Origin of the sequence: Fulvivirga kasyanovii (assembly GCF_009711405.1) — a bacterium.
GTDB lineage: Bacteria > Bacteroidota > Bacteroidia > Cytophagales > Cyclobacteriaceae > Fulvivirga > Fulvivirga kasyanovii.
Map to the genome: position 1 here is coordinate 43,670 of NZ_SMLW01000672.1, position 14,140 is coordinate 57,809.

15 protein-coding genes are annotated in these 14,140 nt (G+C 41.0%); 6 read left to right on the forward strand and 9 right to left on the reverse strand.

Annotated features, from left to right (window positions below):
• Window position 1: 1 nt before the first annotated feature.
• Together E1163_RS27900 and E1163_RS27905 are read right to left on the reverse strand one after the other, a co-directional pair.
• Window positions 2–478 carry a TlpA family protein disulfide reductase gene (locus E1163_RS27900; RefSeq protein ID WP_155176660.1) on the reverse strand — a complete coding sequence of 159 codons (477 nt, stop codon included), beginning with the start codon at window positions 476–478 and terminating at the stop codon, window positions 2–4.
• Window positions 479–1,282: 804 nt separating this feature from the next.
• On the reverse strand, window positions 1,283–3,064 hold the full coding sequence (locus tag E1163_RS27905; RefSeq protein WP_343033990.1) for a chloride channel protein: 1,782 nt from the start codon (window positions 3,062–3,064) through the stop codon (window positions 1,283–1,285).
• Window positions 3,065–3,265: 201 nt separating this feature from the next.
• Between E1163_RS27905 and E1163_RS27910 the strand changes: the two genes are divergently transcribed.
• Window positions 3,266–3,658 (forward strand): VOC family protein, encoded by a 393-nt coding sequence (locus E1163_RS27910; protein WP_155176662.1) that lies wholly within the window; start codon window positions 3,266–3,268, stop codon window positions 3,656–3,658.
• Here the strand turns inward: E1163_RS27910 and E1163_RS27915 are convergent.
• The 3 genes from E1163_RS27915 to E1163_RS27925 all read right to left on the reverse strand — a co-directional run bounded on the left by E1163_RS27915 (window position 3,655) and on the right by E1163_RS27925 (window position 6,206).
• Window positions 3,655–3,930 (reverse strand): hypothetical protein, encoded by a 276-nt coding sequence (locus tag E1163_RS27915; protein ID WP_155176664.1) that lies wholly within the window; start codon window positions 3,928–3,930, stop codon window positions 3,655–3,657. The genes E1163_RS27910 and E1163_RS27915 overlap by 4 nt on opposite strands.
• Window positions 3,931–3,992: 62 nt before the next feature.
• On the reverse strand, window positions 3,993–4,709 hold the full coding sequence (locus E1163_RS27920) for a glycosyltransferase family 2 protein (protein WP_155176666.1): 717 nt from the start codon (window positions 4,707–4,709) through the stop codon (window positions 3,993–3,995).
• Window positions 4,710–6,206 (reverse strand): ArnT family glycosyltransferase, encoded by a 1,497-nt coding sequence (locus E1163_RS27925; RefSeq protein ID WP_185156236.1) that lies wholly within the window; start codon window positions 6,204–6,206, stop codon window positions 4,710–4,712.
• 176 nt (window positions 6,207–6,382) lie between these two features.
• On the opposite strand from E1163_RS27925, the gene E1163_RS27930 reads away from it, so the two are divergent.
• Window positions 6,383–7,300 carry a hypothetical protein gene (locus E1163_RS27930; RefSeq protein ID WP_246223949.1) on the forward strand — a complete coding sequence of 306 codons (918 nt, stop codon included), beginning with the start codon at window positions 6,383–6,385 and terminating at the stop codon, window positions 7,298–7,300.
• Between the two features lie 140 nt (window positions 7,301–7,440).
• Entirely contained in the window at window positions 7,441–8,526 is a 1,086-nt protein-coding gene (locus E1163_RS27935) for an aminotransferase class V-fold PLP-dependent enzyme (RefSeq protein WP_246223956.1), read from the forward strand.
• Between the two features lie 2 nt (window positions 8,527–8,528).
• On the opposite strand, the gene E1163_RS27940 is transcribed toward E1163_RS27935, so the two are convergent.
• A complete protein-coding gene (locus E1163_RS27940) occupies window positions 8,529–8,711 on the reverse strand; it encodes a hypothetical protein (protein ID WP_155176672.1) in 183 nt (60 codons plus the stop codon).
• A 173-nt stretch (window positions 8,712–8,884) separates the two neighbouring features.
• On the opposite strand from E1163_RS27940, the gene E1163_RS27945 reads away from it, so the two are divergent.
• The 3 genes from E1163_RS27945 to E1163_RS27955 all read left to right on the forward strand — a co-directional run bounded on the left by E1163_RS27945 (window position 8,885) and on the right by E1163_RS27955 (window position 11,104).
• A complete protein-coding gene (locus E1163_RS27945) occupies window positions 8,885–9,538 on the forward strand; it encodes a YciI family protein (protein WP_155176673.1) in 654 nt (217 codons plus the stop codon).
• A gap of 39 nt (window positions 9,539–9,577) precedes the next feature.
• On the forward strand, window positions 9,578–10,582 hold the full coding sequence (locus tag E1163_RS27950; RefSeq protein ID WP_155176675.1) for an alpha/beta hydrolase: 1,005 nt from the start codon (window positions 9,578–9,580) through the stop codon (window positions 10,580–10,582).
• 198 nt (window positions 10,583–10,780) lie between these two features.
• The gene (locus tag E1163_RS27955) at window positions 10,781–11,104 is read left to right on the forward strand and encodes a hypothetical protein (RefSeq protein ID WP_155176677.1); all 324 of its coding nucleotides are present in this window, start codon (window positions 10,781–10,783) and stop codon (window positions 11,102–11,104) included.
• Window positions 11,105–11,216: 112 nt separating this feature from the next.
• Here E1163_RS27955 and E1163_RS27960 read toward each other — a convergent pair whose 3' ends face one another.
• The 3 genes from E1163_RS27960 to E1163_RS27970 form a co-directional block, all read right to left on the reverse strand.
• Entirely contained in the window at window positions 11,217–12,527 is a 1,311-nt protein-coding gene (locus tag E1163_RS27960; protein WP_155176679.1) for an HTTM domain-containing protein, read from the reverse strand.
• Window positions 12,524–13,516: a carbon-nitrogen hydrolase family protein gene (locus E1163_RS27965; RefSeq protein ID WP_246223958.1), complete on the reverse strand. Its 993-nt coding sequence runs from the start codon at window positions 13,514–13,516 to the stop codon at window positions 12,524–12,526. The genes E1163_RS27960 and E1163_RS27965 overlap by 4 nt, the downstream gene beginning before the upstream one ends.
• Window positions 13,517–13,562: 46 nt before the next feature.
• A partial coding sequence (locus E1163_RS27970; protein WP_155176681.1) for a porin family protein occupies window positions 13,563–14,140 on the reverse strand: 578 nt, incomplete at its 5' end.

Sequence of the window (14,140 nt, forward strand, 5' to 3'; positions counted from 1 at the left end):
TTTAGTTTGACAATTCTGCAATAAGCTTCTCAAGTTCACCTTCCTCAAGCTCTTTTTCAACAAATTTTCTTTCACCGGTAGCTGAATTGATTAACAATGTGGCCGGAATGGCTCCAGACCAACTTTCATCTACTTTGTCTATCCATGAATTATAATCCATTTCATCCAAAAGCAGCACCTGGGATTGAAGACCCTTCTTTTCTATAAAGGTATTCACACGATCCAGTTTTTCCACAAAATCGAGGCTCACCAAATATACATTCACATCAGGATTTTGAGCCGCAACTTCCTTAAAATAGGGCAACTCTTTAACACAAGGCCCACACCATGTAGCCCAAAAGTTTATAACTGTAACCTTTTCACTTTCCTGATTTATGATGGCATCGAGCTTTTCAAATTTTACAACCTCTGCTTTCTGAGCAAAAGCAGGAACTCCAGTAAAAAACAATAAAAGGAGTAGAAGATTTTTTTTATTCATAATTAAGAACCAGTTTATTTTCCCGACTTCACAAACAACCGAAGATGAAATAGAATACGTGATTTCTGATATTCCGGTTGCCGGTTACCGTGAGCGGTTCGATTTGTATGGGCTACAATTTAGAAATTTAACTGCTCTTAACAACTACCGCAACCATCAAATGACGTGCGCCTCCCATAATACCCCGCCAAGCTTATTGCTTGGTATCCCATTTTGACAGCGATTATTAAACATATGACTGTAAACACATATTCAAAATGTTAGTGATCCTTCAGAAATTTAGCTTGATATAAATTTGCACTATTTCAAGATTTTAACTTTTGAGTACGTAAGGTTAAACAATCCGCATTTTACATTGCATTAATATTGCGTTAAAGATACATTAACATAAGGAGAGTTGAATCAGATGTGGATTACTAGGCAGGAATGACTGACTGAGGTTAAGAAAAAGTTCTCGATTATTCTGCAATATCCATGTATGTTTAGCGGAAAAATTTAAAGATTGTTACGAGCTTTTACTTCAAATTACGACTCAGGATTTAACAAAATAAAGAATCTACAAAATCAATAAAAACTTATCCACAAAATCACAAAGTTATCCACAGCACGTCACAGAGAGCGCATAAATCGCTGCAAATCATAGTGTTATGGGCATAAATTTTAATGTAAGCTTTGTGGACAACTTCGACGTTACAAAGCGGGGGATGCGAAATTAACCAATTACATGAATTATACAAGGCTTAATTCATGAAAATCAAAATTTTATATTCCGGTGAAAAAAAATGTAAGGTAACAGGCATGCCGTTAGTCCCTGTTATGGCGGATCAGCTTCTTTCTATAGGTGTTGAAAATTCTGGATTTGGATAAAAACCCAACATACTTCCCATGATCAATGACTGGCAAATTCCAGGCTCCAGAGATCTCAAACTTACTCATTACGGATTGCATATTTTCATGAGAAGATATAAAAGCCGGTGGGCTGTGCATGTAGTTTTTCACCAGTGTACCCTTCTGCCGCTCTTTATCAAACATAATGTTTCTGATGTCGTCAAGGGTAACAACACCAACAAGCTCCTGTTTCTCATTTACCACAGGAAAAATATTACGTTTTGAAATTTTCACCAGGTTTACAAGCTGCTCAAGGGTAGCTTCGGGTTGAATGGTGTAAAGATCTTTTTCTATGATCTTGAGTAGCTCAATCTGGCTCAGCACCTGTCTGTCCTTATCATACTGGATCAGGTCACCGCGCTCAATAAGGTGTTTTGTATAAAGTGAGTGCTTTTCAAAAAATGATGAGGTACTGAAGGAAATGGCAGACACCAGCATTAACGGAACAAAGAGTTCATAACCACTGGTAATCTCAGCAATGAGGAATATAGCTGTAAGGGGAGCATAAAGCACCCCGCTCATTACGCCGCACATGCCCACAAGGGTAAAGTTACTGGTACTTACATCTGCGTCTCCCCAGGTTACAACATTGAGCACCGTAGCAAACATAAAACCGGTTACTCCTCCAAGGAACAATGAAGGAGCAAATATTCCTCCACTGCCTCCTGAGCCTATGGTTAGAGCGGATGCAATCGGCTTCATAAGTATCACGCCGAAAATGAAACCAAATACTATATAGACATTATCAATTTCAGCAAAAAAAGGACTGGTATTCAAAATTTCAAGCTCTCTGTTAGCCAGCAACAGCTTTATGGTGTTGTAGCCCTCACCATACATAGGAGGGAAAAGGAAGATAACAAAGCCGAGCAATATACCGCCAACCAGAGCCCTTCCAAACCTGTTCTGAACTTTGGCAATAAGCCCTTCCACTTTATAGGTCATTCTGGTAAAGTACACAGAAACCAACCCACAAAAGATACCCAGCAGGATGTAGTAAGGGGTGTCAGAAGCTGTAAAGCTATCCACCAGTTTAAATGAAAACAGGACATCATCGCCTAAAAGGCTCAGGGAAACCAAAGCTCCTGTAACTGAGGCAATAAGCAGGGGAATAAACATGGCAATAGTTACATCAGCCAAAATAACTTCCATACTAAATATAACTCCGGCAATAGGCGAGTTGAATATTGCAGAAATTGCGCCTGCGGCTCCGCACCCGATCAAAATGGTCCGCTTCTTATAGTTTAAGTGCATGGCTCTCCCTACGTTAGAACCTATTGCTGAACCGGTAACCACAATGGGTGCCTCCAACCCAACTGAGCCTCCAAAGCCAACTGTGATCGCACTAGTGACCATTCGCGAAAACATTTTGGATCTTTTGATCAGCGCAGAATTTTTCGCGATATCGTAAAGTATTTGTGTTATGCCATGGCCAAGATTTTCACGGAGCAGGAATCTTGAAATTGCCACGGTAATCAAAATACCAATTAAAGGAAAACCTAGATAATAATAGTTGCCATTCTCTATGGCAAATTCGCTGATAAGCTGATTTTGAATGAAGTGAACGCTCTCTTTCAGGGTTACAGCCGCACTTCCGGCTATCAAACCAATGATACCTGCCAAAAAAAGAACAAAGTTCTTATTGCTGACATGCTTTACACGCCAAATAAGAAACTTTACCAGCAGGCCGTCAATTTTCACTATATATTTAATATCGAGTTAATTGTGCGCAAAGTTAGAATAATAGCTTTAAAGGGAAGCCCTTCATCTTGTTAATTTCAGCTAGTTTTAGAAAAATGGTTGTATAGTACTTTGTATCCAAAAGAAAAGAAGTTAAAATTAACTTACAACTACGCTCCGATGTTATAATGAAAATTACCTACAAATGTTTAACTGTTGTTTATGAAGGAAATCATTAAAATTAAGGAAACATGTCTTTACATCAAGGACCTGGAAGCTGCAAGAGATTTTTACCACAACAAATTGGGCCTGGAAATAATACATTATGACGAAGGAAAACACATTTTCTTCAGGGCAGGCTCTTCTGTTTTGCTTTGCTTCAACCCGGATGACAGCAGGCATAAAGATTCACCACCACCGCATTATGCCGAAGGTAACCAACATTATGCTTTTGAAGTAAGCAAGGAAGATTATGACACCGTAAAAAGAAAAATCGAAGCAATGGGAATAGAGATAATTGACAAACTGGTATGGAAAAGCGGCCAGGAGTCTTTCTACTTCAATGATCCGGAAGGCAATGTGCTGGAGTTTGTACCAGAAGGTATTTGGGGCTAGTCAAATGCCAGCCCGCCTACAGGTTTCTTCTTTGTTTTGAACTCTGACTTTACCGGACTGGTCTCTTCCGCAGCAACGGCGTTAGTAAATATCTTTTTAAACCAGAATTCATAGTCTTTAAAAAGAATGCAGTCAGACATTAATACCGTCTCTGTCTGTATTTTAATAATTACATCCATATTCAACCAGTTTTTAATGGACGCTTTTTGGTCTTCCGGCAACTCACTTATCCGAACATATTCAATGCCCCGGTATATTTTCGCTTCTATCATCCTAACGCTCTAATGTGTGATATTTATAACACTTATTATAAAGAAGTAACCACTCATCGCCCTTAAAAAAGGTTGTATCTGAATATACAATAAATTGCTCTAAATCCATCCTTCCAATTGATTTTTTTGCCCTCTGCATAGGTACGTCCATAGTAAGAAATACCCACTTCGTATATTCGTATGCCCTTCACTTTTGAGAGCTTTGCAGTAACTTCCGGTTCAAAACCAAACCTTCTTTCTTTCAAGTTAAGACCCTGGGCTGTTTTTGTATTGATCAGCTTATAGCAGGTCTCCATATCAGTCAGGTTCAAGTTAGTAAACATATTGGAGAGAAATGTTAAGATTTTATTACCAATAGAATGCCAAAAGAATAAGATCCTATGTGGATTTCCTCCAAGGAACCGACTGCCATAAACGACATCAGCAACACCATTAACAACGGGCTTGAGCAAAAAGTTATATTCATCAGGATCATATTCCAAGTCGGCATCCTGTATAATGAGGTATTCCCCGGTAGCCTCCTTTATTCCCCGGTGAAGTGCAGCACCTTTTCCCATATTTTTTTCCTGAGCATAATACTGAATGTTGAGCTCAGGGTTAGCATTCATATACTCTTGTATCTTTGCTTCACTGTCATCCGTAGAGGCATCATTAACGATTACAACCTCTTTCTTAATGTCATTGATGAGGCTTACGGCTTTTACTTTGTTGAGTATTTTATGTATAGTCCTGCCTTCGTTATAGACCGGAATAATTACAGATAATTTCGTTATGGTCATCTATCTTTTAAATTTAAGAAGGAAGGTGTCGGGGTTTCTCAAATGGTACACCTGTTCAAACCGTTCGGGGTATTGCCGAACCGCCGGGAGCAAATATCGAAGAGTATTGCCATAAACCTGGTCTATCACAACATAATCAATCTTATGCTTCTCCAGGTCCTCTATTAATTCTTTAGGATCCTGGGCAAATTTATATCTTCGGGTATAGGTATCGGCATAGAGATAGAACAGAGAGGGCTTACCACAGCTCACCACTACATCTTCTTCAAGGTTTCGATCCACCCACTTTGCTATCTCAAAATAATTGCGCCAGCCCGGGCTATATGGAATCTTCGCCTGATCATGAATAGCATTTACAGGCTTTACATACAACACCGCTAAAAGCAAAAGCCAGTAAGGAGACACAGCTTTATTGAATGAAAGCAGCTTCCTTAATTGCAAAACCCCATTATACAACCCATACAGAAAGCCAAGTATAAAAACCGGCACCACAGGCACAATAAACCGTACCCCAATCCACACATCAGGCCATATCATTAATATGGCAAGTGTCCCTAATATATAGCCTATGATCAGCCAACGGTATTTCGGAAGTGAAAAAATACCATAGAAAAACAGAATGACTATAAATAAGCCCAAAAGCCAGTCTCCGGCACTATAGGCTGTGCCATATTCAGGTTGTTTTACGGGGAATATTGCACTAGGAATTTCAAAGGTTATATACCGGGAGAAATTGTTAATAAACCGGTCTACGAAATCACCAAAGTCAGCCGCTCCCAATTCAGGTTGATAGGGGTTGATCATAGCCAGGTGTTTCATATATGAGCCTCCGCCAAGTTTTTGACTCCGGATGAACCACGGTAAAGCTCCTGCCACAAAAGCTATAAAAAATGCCAGCCCAGGTTTCCACCTCTTTTGCAAAATAAAATATAATACATAACCACCCAGCAGGGCAACTCCCAGTGACCGAATATAATAAGAGATTATCATAGCTATAATACTGATGATCAGATAAGGATCTTTCCATGACAGTTTTTCATGATCGGCCTTCACAAAAGCCCAGATCGATAGGATACTGAAACAAAAGAAAGGTATCTCCGACATCATAATAGAAGAATACCATAGCATATGGGAGTTTATAAGTGCCAGGAAGGCTACCACAAACGCAAAGGGCTCATTTTCGGTAATCTTATTTACCAATTCAAAAAGAAGCCAAAGACCCGTTATAAGAAATATACCGTTCAGTATTTTAACGGAAATTATACTTTTTCCAAATAATAACACTACACTAATAATAGCCGGATAGCCAGGAGGATAATGATTGTTTGACTTATGGTCAATTCTATTGATATCGGTATAACCCTCACCTTCTGACAGGGCTTTGCCTAATATATAATAACTGGCATTATCACCCAGCATAGCAAGTTTTGAGTCGAAGGTATAGACATAGGCAGCAAGAAAGGAAACTACCAACACGGCCAGGTAAATAAACCTCATTGAACCTTTTTCTTTTTTTGTTATTTGTTGGGGCATATGTTTTTATTAGAAACGGTAAATATAGAAATTTATAAAAATGTAAAGGATACGACGTTGGTAAACTTATTTTTTGATGACCTTTAAAAGGGCTACAGAATCAAGCTTCTATCCTGAAAAAACTACAATAAATCAGTGCAATGATGAAATCCATACTTCATATTTTTGTCCTTACACTGCTCTCCTCAGGGCTTAGCTGCAGCCAGGAAGCCGGAAATCCTCCATCTGCAAAAGAACAGGATAAGCCCTATAAAAACGAAGAATTCAATGCATACTGGTATTCTGGAAAGGCGGAAGTAGCCGCATACAACTTAAAACAATCGAGGTATGGTGAAATTCATGACGGAAAGGCCGTACTGATTTTTGTAACCGAACCATTCTCCAAATCCAAGCAGGTAAAGCTGGATAACCCTGAACAGGCGAGGGATGACAAGATAACGGTGATGAAGCTGAATTTCACCAAAAAGTTCACTACTGGTATTTATCCTTATTCTATGATGCTGTCTTCCTTTACGCCTGTTGACAGCTACAACCACTCCAAAACACTCAAGGTGACTATGTCCAGTCAGGAGTGGTGTGGGCAGGTGTATAGTCAAATGAACCTGGACCGCAGAAAGTATTCCCTTAAGTCATTTTCATATTTTGAAAAAGAAGGTGATCAGGATTTGTCAATAGAAGCGGCCCTGCTTGAGGATGAGCTGTGGAACCAGATACGCTTAAATTACAAAGCACTGCCGGTTGGTGAAATAAAGATCATCCCCGGACTTTTCCACACACGCCTGATGCACAAAAACCTTAAACCCGTGCTGGCAACAGCTACATTAAATGAAGAAGGCGGACAAATTACCTATCAGGTTAAATATCCTGAGAGAAGTTTGTCTATTACTTTTGATAAGGTCTTTCCTTACCAGATACAGTCCTGGGAAGAAACTTACAACGGAATAGGGGGAAAGGAGCTAACCACTTCCGCCACACTTGACAAAACTTTGCACATCGACTATTGGTCAAAAAACAGTGTATCGGACAAATATCTTCGTGATTCCCTGAACCTGAAATAGATACTTTTTCAACCCTGCTAATTATTCTTACGTTTCCTTTATTTTAGAAGATACGAACGAATAATTGTTACACTATGCTAAAAAACCAATCTGAGCTGTTTTCTCTTCCAAAAGATCATATTTACCTAAACTGCGCATACATGTCGCCTCTATTGAAGAGTGTGGAGGAAGCAGGCATCAAAGGCGTCCGCGGGAAGAGCGACCCTACATCCATATCTCCATCTGACTTTTTTAAAGACACCGAATTACTCCGAAAAGAATTTGGAAAACTTATAGGTACAACCGAATATAACCGTATTGTAATTATCCCCTCCGTTTCTTACGGAACTTCCACAGTAGCCAAAAATGTGCAGTTAGAAAAGAATCAGAACATCATAGTGATGGGGGAACAGTTTCCAAGTAACTATTATCCATGGAAAAGTCTTACGGACAAAGCAGGGGCAGAATTACGAACCATACATGCCCCAAAACTTGCAGAAGGAAGAGGCCAAGCCTGGAATGAGAAGATAATAGCTTCCATAGACGAAAACACCAAACTTGTAGCTATGGCACATGTACACTGGGCGGACGGCACTTTATATGATTTGAAAGCTATAAGGAAAAAAACCCGTGAAGTTGGGGCATTGCTGATCATCGATGGCACTCAATCTGTTGGGGCACTTCCTTTTAACATTGGAGAAATACAGCCCGATGCTTTGATCTGCGCCGGCTATAAATGGCTCTTCGGACCTTACTCCATCGGCATGGCGTATTACGGAGAAGCCTTTGATAATGGCGACCCTCTTGAAGAAAACTGGATTAACCGCGCAAAGAGTGAAGATTTTGCAGGACTGGTAAATTATCAGGATGATTATCAACCCGGAGCATTGAGGTACGAGGTCGGGGAACATAGCAATTTTATTCTGGTGCCAATGATGCTGCAAGCACTACGGCAGATTAATGACTGGGGCCCTGAAAACATCCAAAACTATTGCCATAACATTACCAGAGATGCACTTGCCCGGCTGAAAGGAACGGCTTATACTGTGGAGGATGATCAGTACAGGGCTCAACACCTATTCGGCATCCGGGCTGCAAAAGGACTTGATACCAACAGGTTAAAAGAGCTTATGGCCCGTGACAATATTCATGTATCCGTTCGGGGAGACGCAGTAAGGGTGGCCCCGCACGTGTATAACAGCGAACGGGAAGTGAACATGCTAATAGATAGAATTTTGGAACTTTGATGTTATTGGGTTTCCCCGCTTTCCCTTTTTAACAGGCCTATCCCGGAAGAAAAAAAGATGAGGCCCAAAATGGCGAGTGCCCAGGGACTGAGTGCAACAAGGTTGCTCCCAAAAATACCCAAAACACCTAATACCAAGCCAATGATTCCTGCTATTACAAGTATGATAGCCAATGTCTTGATCATGATATAATTCTGTTGATGTGACCTTTAGCGATCAATTTTCGTTCCTTTTCCGGAATATGGCGTGAAAAGCAATAAAATTGCCTTTAGTTTGTAAAAGTTCGCGGTTTTAATAACTAAATTAGGTATAGCTTTTACCATATGCGAGGTGTTTCTTCTACATAATTAACCTGATAATGAATAGATTGATATTGCTACTTATTTTGGCCTGCTTTACATTGACATCCTATGCGCAGGAAAAAAAATATATGTTCGTTTTTCTGAACAGCAACCCTGACAAGGAAGTACTATCCGAGCAAGCCGTTGACAGCTTACAAAAGGGGCACATGGCCAATATCCAGCGCCTTGCAGCAGAAGACAAGTTGCTTGTTGCAGGTCCGTTTGAAGGAGGCGGAGGTATTTTCATATTGAATACCAACGATATTACAGAAGCCAGGGAGTGGATATATACTGACCCGGCTATAAAAGCCAACAGATACAAAATAGAGATTCTTCCATGGACTCCCCGTTCAGGTGGAGTTTGTAAGGTGAATGAAGATGTTAAAATGGTCTTTTATACCTTCATCAGGTATCAAACACATATTACTAAGTTTAACGTACAGCAAGCTCCTGAGTGGTTTCTCAAACATGACCAATATCTCAACAACATAACTAAAACCGGCAATGTGATCTCTGAAGGTGTGTTTGACAATGATGACGGGAGCATCCTGATCATGAAAGGAGAGGTTGAGCCGGAGGTGATAATGTCTGATCCCGCAGTAAAAAATGGTATCCTTCAACCTGAAATCAAAACAATATGGGTAGGACAGGGCTCTTTTTGCGAAAGTTAGTCCCGTAAGCTTCTTTTTATTTACAATTAATGCTTTGAAATGAAAACAATCAAGTGGTCTTTGGTAATTGTCTTGTTATTATGTGCAGTATACTTTCTGGGGCCAAAGGTTGAGTCTCCTCAATTTAATAAAGAGTTGCCGGAAGTTGCCAATGACCTGCGCAGTCTTGAAAAGCAAATACAAAAACATGAGGAAGAAACTCCGAACATAAAGCCGGACAATCAATCCCGCATAATCTGGGCGGACTCTGCCTATCAAAAAACACCTTACAGCATCGTATACCTCCACGGCTTTTCTGCCAGCCAGGGCGAAGGTGCGCCACTACATTTGGAGATTGCAAAACGCTATGGCTGCAACTTGTATCTGCCCCGGCTCTACGGGCATGGTGTTGCCGATAAGGAACCGATGATTGACCTTACCGCAGAAAAGCTTATGAATTCCGCAAAAGAAGCCATAGCCATTGGCAAACAGCTTGGCGAGAAACTAATTATACTTGCTACCTCCACCGGTGGCACCTTTGCACTTTACCTTGCAGAGGGTGATCCTGACATTGCCGGGCTACTGCTTTACTCACCAAACATAAAAATCTACGATCCTAACTCCTGGCTGCTGGACGAGCCCTGGGGATTGCAACTGGCCAGGCTCGTAAAAGGCAGTGATTATAATCGTTGGGAAATTGATCCTGAAAGAGAACAGTATTGGATCAATGGATACCGGCTGGAAGCGCTTACACACCTGGAAAAACTTATTGAGGAGACGATGAATGAAGAAACTTTTGCCTCGGTAACGCAGCCGGTATTTTTAGGATATTATTATAAAAATGACAGCGCACAGGATCATACGGTATCAGTACCGGCAATGCTGGAGATGTATGACCAACTCGCGACGCCTGAATCCCTAAAAAGAAAAATAGCTTTTCCAAATGTCAATCACCACGTAATAGGATCATACCTTACCTCAGAAGACCTGGAGTCAGTAAGACAGGAAACTTTTAAATACATTGAGGAGGTGCTGAAGCTACAGCCTTTAGATACTGTTGAATAATGTGATATATTCCGCCTCACACCCCAACGACTTGTAGGGAAATCCTACAATTTTAAAATTAATGTTTTTATATATAATAATTATAATTGGCTGTAAATCAGAATATTAAGTTTAGTATGCAGCTCTGGCACGGTTCTGAAAGAAGGGTTATTCAAACAATGTTAAATTTTTAACCAACCAATTAAATAGTAAACAAATATGAAAACTTTAATTAGAACTATAGCCGCTTCAATGATCATTGCTGGAACTGCTGCTTTCAGCACAAATGCCGTAGCACAAGTAGAACAGCAAGATAAAATGGAGCAAAAGCAGGATGAAAAAGTTGAAATCAGAATGACTGAAGTTCCTTCACCTGTTTCTGAAGCAATTTCTTCTGACTATGCTGACTGGAAAGCTTCTAAAGTATATAAGGTAACTGACCCTAAATCAAGAAAAACGGTTTATGAAGTTCACTTCACAAGCCCTCAGGGAGTTACTGAAAAGAAAAAGTTCAGCGCAGAAGGCGAAGAAATTGATGGGTAATAACCTGTAATGTAACACTTTTCGCAAGAAGAGGCCTCTTCAAAACCCGGGATATCAAAATAAAACTTGCGGTTTTGATCAGGCCTCTTTCTTTATAACCAAGTAATTCTCTTTACTTCATGTCGAGCAGCCAATCTGAATGCCTAAACCGTTTCCACTCAACTTTTGCCAGGTCTATACTTTCATCATAAAGCGGCTGTTGTTCCCTGCCATTCAAACTTACTTTGCCTACTGCATAGATAGCTACTTCCGGATAGCCTTTATCAGCATAATCTTCCTTTAATATCTGCACAAATTGCCAGCACATATCAGGTCGGCTTGCTATAGCTTTAGACTGCTTATAGGTCAGGTATTTATTCGGGTTTACTCTCCATTCCCGGCCGGTTTTCGGATCTACTACTTTAAAAAAAACATAACCAGATTTAACCCTGAGCATCATGTGCCAGGAAAGCCTGTGCCCCTCCTCTGTCCAGTGTACATTGCCAGGGTACAGCCAGTGGCGCAATGGCAGTAAGATTTGCATCACAAAATATAACCCCACTATGTAAACCCAGGCAATTCTTGGTTTATAGGTATCGAGATATTCAGGTACGGGTTTTCTTTTAAAGAAAATTCTCCTGATAACTTCCGGTTCAAAGAAAAACACACCGAGGGCTATACCCATATACGGGAATACGCCAACCTGGAAAATAATTGAGTTGAACAGGTGAAAAAATATGGAGGCGATAAAGGCATATTTTCTGGTTCGCTTCCATATCAGCCCTGGAGCGATCAAAAGGTCAAACAGTATACCTCCGTATGCTATGGAGTGTTGAAACCACTCCTTGGCCAGAAGTGGACCTACGAGAAAATAATCGCTTTTATAGTCAAACCAAATGCTAATGGGTTTGGCAGCTATCCAATCGGGGTACATCTTGGCCACCGACGCGTAGATATACACTATAGTGGTTTGGATCGCAAATATCCACAGACACCACTGTGGGCATGTTAGGCTTTTTTTCTCCGGATGCCGCTTGGCATCTATTGAGGCATAGCGGTGCGCTGGAACAAGGCACATCAACATACACATCAATACCAGAAGATAATAATGGTTGTTGTAGTTGGTCTTTTGCATGAAATATACGCCCGACCACATAATGGTATAAATGCCAATGCCCAGCCGGTAGTAAAACCCAAACATGACCATTAAACCGGCTATACCCATAATGATATAGTGAATATACATTCCATAGCCAGGCAAGGGCTGTAGCCATGAAAAATCAATAAAAGGAAATGTATATTGTGGTTCGATAAAAGCCCTGCGGACCCACCCGGTAAGAATGGCTCCCCAGGCTTCTAAAAAAATCAATAGTCCGAAAACTATTCTGAAAAGGATAAGCGGACTGTTATCAACCGGACGAAATAACTTTTGCGTGAACGTCATACCTTTCTTACTTTGTTAACCTGAAAATCAAAAACATCCATTCGTTGATAATGGCCGCTCACATCCAGTGTCATTTGTTCCTTAATGCGGTCGGAGAGATCTATTTCAGCCGCTACCAGACCTTCTTTATCGTATAATGGAGGTATTATATACTCTCCACGTGGGTCTATGATGCAGCTTCCTCCGTTAAGCACAAGTTTATCCGGGTCATTGGCCAGCTCCGTGGGCAGTGTTAGTTCCGTAGGAAATTCTGAAGCCTTCATTATCTGACCGGCAGCCAGCACAAAGCAGCGGCCCTCAAAGGCATACTGTCTGCTGGCAATAAGGTGTTTATCATGTACAGTAGGCCATGCTGCAATGTGAATATCTTCAGCCTCATCATGCAATGCCTGGCGTGTCAGAGGCATCCAGTGCTCCCAGCACACTAAAGCACCCACCTTACCAACAGATGTCTCTGCTACCTGTAGCCCATGCCCGTCACCCGGGCCATAGATCATTCGCTCAGTATATGTCGGCACAAGTTTTCTATGATGATTGGCCAACCTGCCTTTTTCATCAAAGGTCAGCAACGTGTTGTAAACCGTACCACTGGCCCTGCCCTTTTTAATTATCTCATTGACTCCAATTACAATGGCCATTCCATGCTTTTGAGCCATAGCAGCGATTATTCCTGTTTCTTTACCGGGAACTTCGATGCTGCTTTGCCTTAACTTAAGGTAAGCTTCTTTGGTAGCTGCATTGTCCCATTGGGCTATTTCAGGGCAATGGTCAAGCCAGACAGGATAACCTGACAGCCATGTTTCTCCAAATACAAGCAGTCTGATTTTTTCTGCCGAGGCCTGATCCACGATCTGCTCCAGGCGCTTCAGGCTCTTCTCAAGATCAAGGTGATGAGCGGCATATTGTGCGATGCCTACTTTTTGCAAGGTCATATTTTCAACAATAGCAGTTTTGGTGTTGCTTAACCGGGTGAAGATAAAAAAAGCCATCCAGAAAGGGTATCCGGATGGCTGATTAAATAATTGTTATTCTTCATCAAAATTTAATGCCCAGGTCCAGGGCAAGGTAATCATTCTTCAATGTGATGTCATCATCCAGCCTTACCTGGTCACCTACAGTGTTCAGCAAGCCCCGACTGTAAGAAAAGCCACCAAATACAATGGTATTCACTCCCACTTTATATTCAAGGCCAACGCCAATCAGTAATGACGAATCAAAAAGTTTAAAGTCCTCGACATAATAGTATCGGTCCTTTTTCGGATCATCTTTTACATTAACCTCCATAGTAGCCCCCATCTGGAAATATATTCTCTTATCCAGGGCCACTTCGTTGGTAAAAAGCTTTAGCGTAACGGGTATTTGAATGTATTGCAGCGAATACTCCTCAACCTCTGTACCTGATGGCTGCCTGGCCTTAAGGCCCGCCCTTTTGGAAACCAATAACAATCCGGTACTTACAAAATAATTCTCCGTAAGCTGAAAATCGGCTATAGGACCCGCCACAAAGCGTAAACCAGCCCCATCGGTACTGAATGAAACTGTATCTGATTTGGAATCTATTCTGTTTGTTGAAATAGTTGGGCTAAATTTGAAGCCAAGCTTAAACTGGGAAA

Bases quoted from the DNA above. Each gene is read 5' to 3' on its own strand.
- E1163_RS27900 (WP_155176660.1), bottom strand. From the start codon at position 478: ATGAATAAAAAAAATCTTCTACTCCTTTTATTGTTTTTTACTGGAGTT.
- E1163_RS27910 (WP_155176662.1), top strand. From the start codon at position 3,266: ATGAAGGAAATCATTAAAATTAAGGAAACATGTCTTTACATCAAGGAC.
- E1163_RS27915 (WP_155176664.1), bottom strand. From the start codon at position 3,930: ATGATAGAAGCGAAAATATACCGGGGCATTGAATATGTTCGGATAAGT.
- E1163_RS27920 (WP_155176666.1), bottom strand. From the start codon at position 4,709: ATGACCATAACGAAATTATCTGTAATTATTCCGGTCTATAACGAAGGC.
- E1163_RS27925 (WP_185156236.1), bottom strand. From the start codon at position 6,206: ATGAGGTTTATTTACCTGGCCGTGTTGGTAGTTTCCTTTCTTGCTGCC.
- E1163_RS27930 (WP_246223949.1), top strand. From the start codon at position 6,383: ATGATGAAATCCATACTTCATATTTTTGTCCTTACACTGCTCTCCTCA.
- E1163_RS27935 (WP_246223956.1), top strand. From the start codon at position 7,441: ATGTCGCCTCTATTGAAGAGTGTGGAGGAAGCAGGCATCAAAGGCGTC.
- E1163_RS27940 (WP_155176672.1), bottom strand. From the start codon at position 8,711: ATGATCAAGACATTGGCTATCATACTTGTAATAGCAGGAATCATTGGC.
- E1163_RS27945 (WP_155176673.1), top strand. From the start codon at position 8,885: ATGAATAGATTGATATTGCTACTTATTTTGGCCTGCTTTACATTGACA.
- E1163_RS27950 (WP_155176675.1), top strand. From the start codon at position 9,578: ATGAAAACAATCAAGTGGTCTTTGGTAATTGTCTTGTTATTATGTGCA.
- E1163_RS27955 (WP_155176677.1), top strand. From the start codon at position 10,781: ATGAAAACTTTAATTAGAACTATAGCCGCTTCAATGATCATTGCTGGA.
- E1163_RS27960 (WP_155176679.1), bottom strand. From the start codon at position 12,527: ATGACGTTCACGCAAAAGTTATTTCGTCCGGTTGATAACAGTCCGCTT.
- E1163_RS27965 (WP_246223958.1), bottom strand. From the start codon at position 13,516: ATGGCTTTTTTTATCTTCACCCGGTTAAGCAACACCAAAACTGCTATT.